The following is an 8,422-nucleotide window of genomic DNA, read 5'->3' on the forward strand; positions in this document are numbered from 1 at the left end:
CCAACCCCCAATTGCCCATAGACCCCCACCCCCCACTCCATCAATACTGACCTTCCCGCTTCCACGCCATCCGACGAGCCACCCATGCCGACCATCCACCCCGTCCGCGCTCTTGCCGACAACTACATCTGGATGATCCAAACCCGTGAGACCCACCGTTGGTGGGCGGTCGATCCCGCCGCAGCGGCGCCGGTCCTGGCGTTTCTCAAGCAGCACGGCGGCTCCCTGGCGGGGGTGCTGGTCACCCACTACCACCTCGACCACATCGAAGGAATTCCCGAACTACGAAACCGCTTCCCCAATTTGCACCTGATCGCCCCCTTTGACCCCCGCCTTCCCAGCGTCGACACGGTGGCGCGGGAGGGGAAAACCCTCGATGTGGGGGGATGGAATGCCCAGGTGTTGGAACTGCCAGGCCACACCCGCAGCCATGTCGCCTATCTGCTGGAGGGGGAGCACCTCTTCTGCGGCGATGTGTTGTTTTCGGCAGGATGCGGACGGATTTTCGAGGGAAGCCACGCCGATATGGCGGCCAGCCTGAACAAGATCGCGGCCCTGCCCGACGCCACCTTGATCTACCCCGCCCACGAATACACCGCCCACAACCTACGTTTTGCGTTGTCGGTGCTACCAGAGGACACGGCGTTACTGGATGCTCAGGCAACAACCGAGGCGATCCTGGCGTTGGGGAAACCAACCCTGCCGACCACCCTTGAACAGGAGCGGAGGATTAACCTCTATCTGCGGACGTTGGCGGGGGATCTTGTGCAACAGCCGGGTTGGGAGGGATTGAACGCCATTGCAGCGTTTTCGCGATTACGGACGATGAAGGATAACTGGCGGGAGTAGTGCCCCCCCCCAACCGGCGTCACTCCGGGACGGCATGCCGGTCCCGGAATAACGCAAATAGTGGATGGGACTGGGATTTATCCAATCCCCACTCCCCTCAACAAAGCCCCCACCTCCGGCTTCCTCCCCCGGAACCGCTCGAACAGCACCATGGGGTGTTCTGCACCCCCCTGTTCAAGGATGTGGTGTAAAAACTCCAGCCCCGTGGTGCGATCAAAAAGCCCCTCCTCTTCGAAGCGGCCAAAGGCGTCGGCCGCCAGCACCTCCGCCCACTTGTAGCTGTAGTACCCCGCCGAGTAGCCGCCGCCGAAGATGTGATTAAACCCGTTCTCGAAACGGTTGAAGTCGGGGGTGGGGACCACCGCGACCTCGCGGCGGGTCTGCTCGATGGTCGCCCGCACCTGTTCCCCATCGACCGGGACGCTTTGCGCGTGCAGTCGCATGTCCATCAAGGCGAATTCGAGCTGGCGCAGCATTGCCATGGCGCTCAGATGATTCTTGGCTGCCAGCAATCCCCTGATCGCCGCCTCGGGCAAAGGATCGCCGGTTTCGACGTGGGCGCTGAGCAAAAGCAAGCTCTCGTGCGACCAGGCCCAGTTTTCGAAAAACTGACTCGGCAGCTCCACCGCGTCCCACTCCACCCCGTTGATGCCGCTGACCGGCAGCACGTCGATCTTGGTCAGCAGATGGTGCAGGGCATGGCCGAACTCGTGGAAGAGGGTGACGACCTCTTGGTGGGTGAAGAGCGACGGATGCCCCCCCTGGGGCGGGGCGAAGTTGCAGACCAGATAGGCGACCGGGGGCTGGATCTCGTCCCCCTTGCGGGCGCGGGTTACCGCATCAAAGAGCCAGGCACCGCCCCGCTTGTGGGGCCGGGCGTAGAGGTCGAGGTAGAGGATTCCCTTTTTTAGCTGTACCCCCTCTTCCCCCTCCCCAATAACTTGAAAAACCTGGACGTCGGGATGCCACACCGGGGCGTCGATGGGGATCAGCTTCGCCCCATAAAGCCGCTCGACGATGGCGAGGACCCCCTGCACAACCTGGGGCTCGGGAAAGTAGGGGCGCAGCGCCTCCTCGTCGACCGCATGCCGCTCGTTCTTGAGTGCCTCGGCGGCAAAGGCGACATCCCAGGCCTCCAGCCGGTCGAGACCTAAGTTTTCGGCAGCGAAGGCTCCGAGCTCGGCGAACTCCCTTTGCCCCGCCGGACGGCTGGCATCGACCAACTCCTCCAAAAAGGCGAGCACCGCCTCGACCGAGTCGGCCATCTTGCGCATGAGCGAAAGCTGGGCGTAGTTCTCGAAGCCGAGCCTGGCCGCCAATTCCAGCCGTTTGTTGAGGATCTCAACGATAAGCGGCGAATTGTCCAGCGCCCCCTCGGTGGCGCGGGTGACATAGCCTGAGTAGAGGGCGCGGCGCAGTTCGCGGTCGACGGCGTAGGTCATGACCGGCAGGTAGCTGGGGGCCTCCAGCGTCAGCTTCCAGCACAGTTCCCCGGATGAGCACACCCCATCACCGACGGCGCGGGCGTGGGCCGCCTGCTTGAAGCTGTCGGGCAGCCCCTCCAGCCGCTGGGGGTCGCGCACGATGAGTTCCCAGCCGTTGGTAGCGTCGAGCAGGTGCTCCGAGAAATTCGCCGAAAGGGTGGCAAGCTCCTCTTGCAGGCGGGCGACCTCGTTTCTCCGATCTTCAGGCAGGGTGATGCCCGAAAGCCTGAACGAACGCATCTCGTGCTCGATCACCCGCTGCTGGGCGCGGTTCAGGCTCGGGAATTCATCCCCCTCGTCGATCTGCTGCACCAACGCATACAAATGCAGGTTTTGGCGCAAGCCCGTCGACCAAGCGGTGATCTTGGGAAGACCGGCGTTGTAGGCGGCTCGCAGTTCGGGGGAGTTCATCACCGCGTTGAGGTGCGATACCGGTCCCCAAACCCGACTGACCCGCTCCTCAATCAGCGCCAGGGGTTCGAGGAGCGAGGCGTAGCTGGGGCGCTCCTGGTCGAGCAAATCGGCGATTTGGGTATCGGCCCAGGCCAGCACCTCGTCCAGGGCGGGGATGACGTGCCCCGGCTTGATGGCGTCGAAATGGGGAAGCAGATCGAAAGAGAGCAAGGGGTTGGACATGGGAATGCCTCCATCCATCAAACAAAAGGCCGGGGTGACCCGGCCTTTTGTTTTCATGATTTGAGTGGGATTACATCGCCCCTGTTGGGATGCCAGGTAGCGCTTCCAGCGGTTCGGGGGGAAGCAAGGGGTCGACCTGGGCCAACAGCTGCTCCTGGGTCAGCATCCCCTCGAACACCTGCACGATTTCGCCGTCGGTCCCGAGCAACACGGTGGTGGGGAGCACCCGAATCAGCTGGGCCGCTTGATCCTGGGTCAACACCCCAATGGGATATTGGACCCCCAACCGGGTAATCAGGCTTTGCACATCCTGGGGATCGCTGACATCGGCGGCCATGCCCAGAATGACCAAACCCCGATCTTTGCGGGCCTCATAGACTGCTTCGAAATCGGGCATCTCCATGCGGCATGGGGGACACCAGTGGGCGAAGAGGTTCACCACCACCACCTGCCCCCGATAGTCGGCCACACGCACCACCCCGCCGCCCCCCAGCTTGGTGGCCGAGAGATCGAAGGGGACGGCGTGGGCCAACGAGGCGATGGCGGTGAACAGGGTCAGCGCCAAGGTGCGAAAGAGGGTGCTCAAAGGTGATTCCTCGGGTGTTTGGATTTCAAGTTGTGTTCGGGAATGACCCGCCGGGCAAAACCGCCATCTTTATGAACAACGCTGCCTATTCATGTCGCCCACAAGACCGCTTCCAACCTGCAAAATGAACGGTTCAAGCTGGGTATGTTTCACCGCGCCGAGGACGACGCGCCAACAAGCTCTTCATACATGCCAAGCCGAAACGCCCCCCAGTGGACGCCCCTCGGCGTCGAGTTGCAAGACCACCGCCTCCTCGTCACAGGCGGGGAATTTGCTGCAATTGATGCAGACGGTCCACACCTTGTGGGGCAGGCTCGCCTTGTCAACCGTCTCAAACCCAAGCTTTTTGAAAAAGTCGGCGCGGTAGGTCAGGGCGAAGATTCGCCGAATGCCGAGGGCCGCCGCCTCACCCACACAGGCATTCACCAGCGCCCGCCCCACCCCACCCATGCGGAAATCGGAATCGACCACCAAGGTGCGCACCTCGCCCAAGTCGGCCCAAAACACCTGCAACCCCGCCGCCCCGATCAACTGCCCGTTGGCCTCGGCAACGAAGAAATCACGCAGGTGCTCGTAGAGTTCGGTCAATGGACGGGGGAGCATCTCGCCGTTGGCGGCATAGGCGGCCAGCAGGGCGTGAAGGCGGGGAATATCGGAGGCCACCGCCTTGCGGACCACATAAGCGGGGGCAGAGGGTGAAGTCATGGAAAACCTCGAAAAAGAGGAAAAACGGTTTGATTGCTGCTGTTGTCTGGGCGCCAACGGGGACCGCCGCCACCCACAGCGCCCCCTCGACTGGATTTAAGGGGCCAAGTTCAACAAAGACTGCGCATGTTCCAAAGCGGACGGGGCGTTGGGATCGCCCAGCATTCGGGCCAATTCGCGCACCCTCTCGGCCCCATCAACCATCGTCACCGCAAGCAGCGGACGTTCGCCATCCCGGCCCACGACGATCTGGCTGTGTCCGCAAGCGGCCACCGGGGCCAGATGGGTGATCGACACCACCTGGCGCCGCTCCCCCAACTCGCGCAGCAGCTTGCCCACCGCCCCCGCCGTCGGACCGCCGATGCCGACATCGACCTCGTCGAAGATCGAGGTGGGGATGGCGTCCCCCTCGCCTAGGGCGAGTTTGAGCGCCAAGAGCAACCGAGAGCGCTCCCCCCCCGAAGCGACCGCCGCCAAGGGACCGGCGGGCAGGCCTGGGTGGCTCTGAAACCGGAAGGTTGCCGTCTCAAACCCATGGGGATCGCCCAGCACCCCCTCGTCGTTCAGATCAACCGAAAAGCTGCCCCCCCCTAGGTTGAGCGCCTGCAAGCGGGCCTGCACCGCCCTGGCGAGCAGCGGCGCCGATTTTCGACGCAGCGCCGACAGCCGGGCGGCTGCCTCGCGCCACGTTTGTTCAGCCAGATCCAACCGTTTTTCGGCGCCGCGCAGGGTGTCGTCGATATGCTCCAGCCCTGCGAATTCCTCCTGCACTTGGGTCAGCGCCTGGGGCAGTTCCTCGGGGGGGCATCCGAGGCGGCGGGACCAATCCGAAAGCGCAAAGAGCCGCTCCTCAATCGTCTCCAGGCTCGGCCCATTTTCTTCATCCTCCAACCTCGGCAGCGCCCGCAGCGCCTCCTCGGCAAAGGTTTGGGCCTGATTGAGCAGCTCGGCCGCCTCACGCAGACCTTCATCCCAACGGATGGCCTGATCGAGGGCCCCTGCGCAGGTTTCAAGATCGGGAATCGCCCGGTCGAGCCCCTCCCGCGCTGCCTCCACCGCTTCGACAATCTGCCGGGCGTGGCGCAGTCGCTCGCGCTGGCCCCGCAAGGTTTCAATTTCATCGGGTTGCGGCGCCAGCGCCTCCAACGCATTGAGGCGGTGGGCCAAGATTTCACGTCGTTCGTTTTGGCTTTTTGCAGCCTCACGCAGCGCCTCTAGATCGCGTTGGGCCTGCCGCCACCCCTTGGCGGCCTGGGCCACCTCGGCCACCACCGAGCCTGCACCGGCAAAACGGTCGAGCACCGCCCGCTGTGCCGCGCCGCTGAGCAGGCCGATTTGGGCATCCTGGCCGGTCGTCTCGACCAGCATTGAGCCGATTTCGGCGAGCACCTCAAGGGTGACGGGGCGGTCGTTCAGGGTTGCGCGACTCCGCCCGGTGGCGAACAACACCCTTCCTAGAATGATCTCGCCGTCGCGGTTGAATCCTTGATCTTCAAGGCGTTGCCGGACCGGGTGGGCCGCCGGGGGGTCGAAGACGGCGAAGACCTCACCCCGGTCACTCCCCTCCCCCACTTGGGTCCGCCCTTTACCGCCCAAGGCGAGTTCAACCGCGCCAAGCAGCAGCGATTTGCCCGCACCGGTCTCTCCGGTGAGCACCGTCAAGCCGGGGCCGAATTCAAGGTCGAGACGGTCGATAAGCAGCAGGTTGCGGATGGAAAGCTGGGTGAGCATTCAGTCGATCTCGACCTTTTCGCCCCAACGCAGCTTCTGGCGCAGGATGTCGAAGTAGTTGCGGGAGGGGTCGTGCAGCAGCAAAAAGCGGTGGGGCGAGGGTCGGACCTGAATCTGGTCGCCGGTCTTGAGCGCCATCCCCCGCTGCCCGTCGACGGTAATCAAGACGCTCTCGCGGCTGGGGTTGACCGTCATGGTGACCAAACCTGCCGGAACCACAATTGGGCGGTTGGTCAGGGTGTGGGGGCAGACCGGGGCGAGCACCATCGCCTCGACCGTGGGGTGCAAAATAGGCCCCCCGGTCGACAGCGCGTAGGCGGTCGAACCGGTAGGAGAAGCGACGATCAGCCCGTCGGCCCGCAATCGGTAGGCGAAATGCCCCTCGACCGCGACCTCAAGCTCGATCATCCGGGCCAGTTCGCCTTTGTGCACCACCACATCGTTGAGCACCAAAAACTTGGCCACCAGGTGCCCTTCGCGGATGACCTCCACCGACATCATCATCCGCCGCTCCATGGCGTAGGCCCCCAGAACCACTTGTTCAAGGGTGGGAATCATCTCAGCGATGGTCACCTCGGTGAGGAAGCCGAGACGCCCCAGGTTGACCCCGATGACCGGGACCTCCCGTGTTTCGCCGATCACCCGGCTGGCGGCGATCAAGGTGCCATCGCCCCCAAGCACGATGAGCAGGTCGGCCTGTCGGGCGATCTCGCCAGGGCTCATCGCCTCGACCTGGCCGGGATCGTCGAGCAGATCCACATGCCGGTCTTCCAGCAGCACCGTGCGATTGGCCTCACTACGCAGCCAACGCACCAAATTGTTGAGGACGGGCCGGGTTTGCTCCGGCTCGTCCTTGGCCATGATGCCGATGCGCTGGAAGGGCATGGGGATTCCCCTTACTTGAGCTTACCCACCGCATCCGAAATTCGGGCGATGGCTTTGCTGAGCAGTTCGTCCGAGGTGGCATACGAGATGCGGAAGTAACCGGGGGCGCCGAAGGCAGAACCGGGGACCACCGCTACCAGCCCTACGTCGAGCAGGTAAGCGCACAAGGCAAGATCGTCTTCGATCACGGCGCCGTCGGGGGTCTTCTTGCCCAAGAGCGCCTTGGCGTCGGGGAAGACGTAAAAAGCCCCCTCGGGGCGGTCGCAAACGATCCCCTCAATGGCGTTCAGACCGTCGACCACCAAATCGCGGCGCCGCTGGAAGACCTTCACCATATCGCCGATGAATTCCTGGGGACCGGTCAGGGCTGCCAGGGCGGCGTGCTGGCTGATCGAGGTGGCGTTGGAGGTCGACTGGCTTTGGATGATCTCCATCGCATCGATGATCGCCTTGGGTCCGGCAGCGTAGCCGATTCGCCAACCGGTCATGGCGTAGGCCTTGGAAACCCCATTGACCACCACGGTGCAATCGGCCAAATCGGGGGCGACGTGCAGCAGGTGAGCAGGCTTGCGTCCGTCGAAGAGGATACGGTCGTAGATGTCGTCGGTAACGATCTGGATGCGGGGATACTGCCGAATCACATCGGCCAGCGCCGACAGCTCGGCCGCGGTGTAGGCCCGACCGGTGGGGTTGGAAGGTGAGTTGAGCACCAACCACTTGGTGCGAGGGGTAATCAGCGAATCGAGGGTTTCGGGGGTCAAACGAAAGCCGTCGTCGCAGGTATCGATCTCGACCGGCTGCCCTTCGGCCAACATCACCATGTCGGGGTAGGAGACCCAATACGGCGCCGGAATGATGACCTCGTCGCCGGGATTCAGGGTCGCCATGAACAGGTTATAAAGCACCTGCTTGCCGCCCGAGCCGACGATGGTCTGGTTGGGGAGGTAGGTTACCCCGGTGTCGTGGCTGATCCGCTCGGCCACCGCCTTGCGCAGCGCCGGCATTCCGGCGGCGGCGGTGTAACGGGTGTGGCCCGCCTTCATGGCAGCGATGGCGGCCTGTTGAATGTGTTCGGGGGTATCAAAATCGGGCTCCCCCGCCCCCAGGCCGATGACGTCGACCCCTTGCGCCTTGAGTTCGGCGGCGCGGGCGGAAACCGCCATGGTCGGGGAGGGCTTAATGGCGCTGAGACGGTGGGCAATGATCGAGGAATGCACCGGAAACTCCGAAACGTCGATGAGAGGGGACAAGCCGCTCAAGGTTAACATGGCCGCCCAGTGAAGTGGACCCCAAAAACTGGACAGTAGGTTTTGTTAAGACCGAGGGGGCATGATTGGCGAGAGCGAGGAGCCAAGCGATGTCCGGGAAACACAAACGGCACAGTGCGCAGTTCAAGGCGAAGGTGGCGCTGGAGGCCCTGAAGGGGGTAAAACCACAAGCGAGTTGGCTAGTGAACACCAAATCCACCCGGCGCAGATCAGCCAGTGGAAGAAGGTGGCCATGGAGGGGTTGTCGACCCTTTTTGAGCGTCCAGGCAGCAAGCCGT

7 protein-coding genes are annotated in these 8,422 nt (G+C 63.4%); 1 reads left to right on the forward strand and 6 read right to left on the reverse strand.

Going from position 1 to position 8,422, the window contains the following annotated elements; translation table 11 throughout:
• Positions 1–84 precede the first annotated feature (84 nt).
• A complete protein-coding gene (locus tag AUJ55_07315) occupies positions 85–849 on the forward strand; it encodes a hydroxyacylglutathione hydrolase (GenBank protein OIO57039.1) in 765 nt (254 codons plus the stop codon).
• Positions 850–926: 77 nt separating this feature from the next.
• On the opposite strand, the gene AUJ55_07320 is transcribed toward AUJ55_07315, so the two are convergent.
• The 6 genes from AUJ55_07320 to AUJ55_07345 form a co-directional block, all read right to left on the reverse strand.
• Positions 927–2,969, reverse strand: coding sequence for a hypothetical protein (locus AUJ55_07320; GenBank protein ID OIO57040.1), 2,043 nt, complete (start codon positions 2,967–2,969; stop codon positions 927–929).
• Between the two features lie 70 nt (positions 2,970–3,039).
• Positions 3,040–3,555: a hypothetical protein gene (locus tag AUJ55_07325; protein ID OIO57041.1), complete on the reverse strand. Its 516-nt coding sequence runs from the start codon at positions 3,553–3,555 to the stop codon at positions 3,040–3,042.
• Positions 3,556–3,738: 183 nt separating this feature from the next.
• Positions 3,739–4,233, reverse strand: a complete 495-nt coding sequence (locus tag AUJ55_07330; protein ID OIO57045.1) for a GNAT family N-acetyltransferase — start codon at positions 4,231–4,233, stop codon at positions 3,739–3,741.
• 123 nt (positions 4,234–4,356) lie between these two features.
• Positions 4,357–5,991: a DNA repair protein RecN gene (locus AUJ55_07335; protein ID OIO57042.1), complete on the reverse strand. Its 1,635-nt coding sequence runs from the start codon at positions 5,989–5,991 to the stop codon at positions 4,357–4,359.
• Positions 5,992–6,876 carry a hypothetical protein gene (locus AUJ55_07340; GenBank protein OIO57043.1) on the reverse strand — a complete coding sequence of 295 codons (885 nt, stop codon included), beginning with the start codon at positions 6,874–6,876 and terminating at the stop codon, positions 5,992–5,994.
• Between the two features lie 11 nt (positions 6,877–6,887).
• Entirely contained in the window at positions 6,888–8,144 is a 1,257-nt protein-coding gene (locus AUJ55_07345) for an aspartate aminotransferase (GenBank protein OIO57044.1), read from the reverse strand.
• Between the last annotated feature and the right edge of the window lie 278 nt (positions 8,145–8,422).

Source organism: Proteobacteria bacterium CG1_02_64_396 (assembly GCA_001872725.1).
Lineage (GTDB): Bacteria > Pseudomonadota > MNWR01 > CG1-02-64-396 > CG1-02-64-396 > CG1-02-64-396.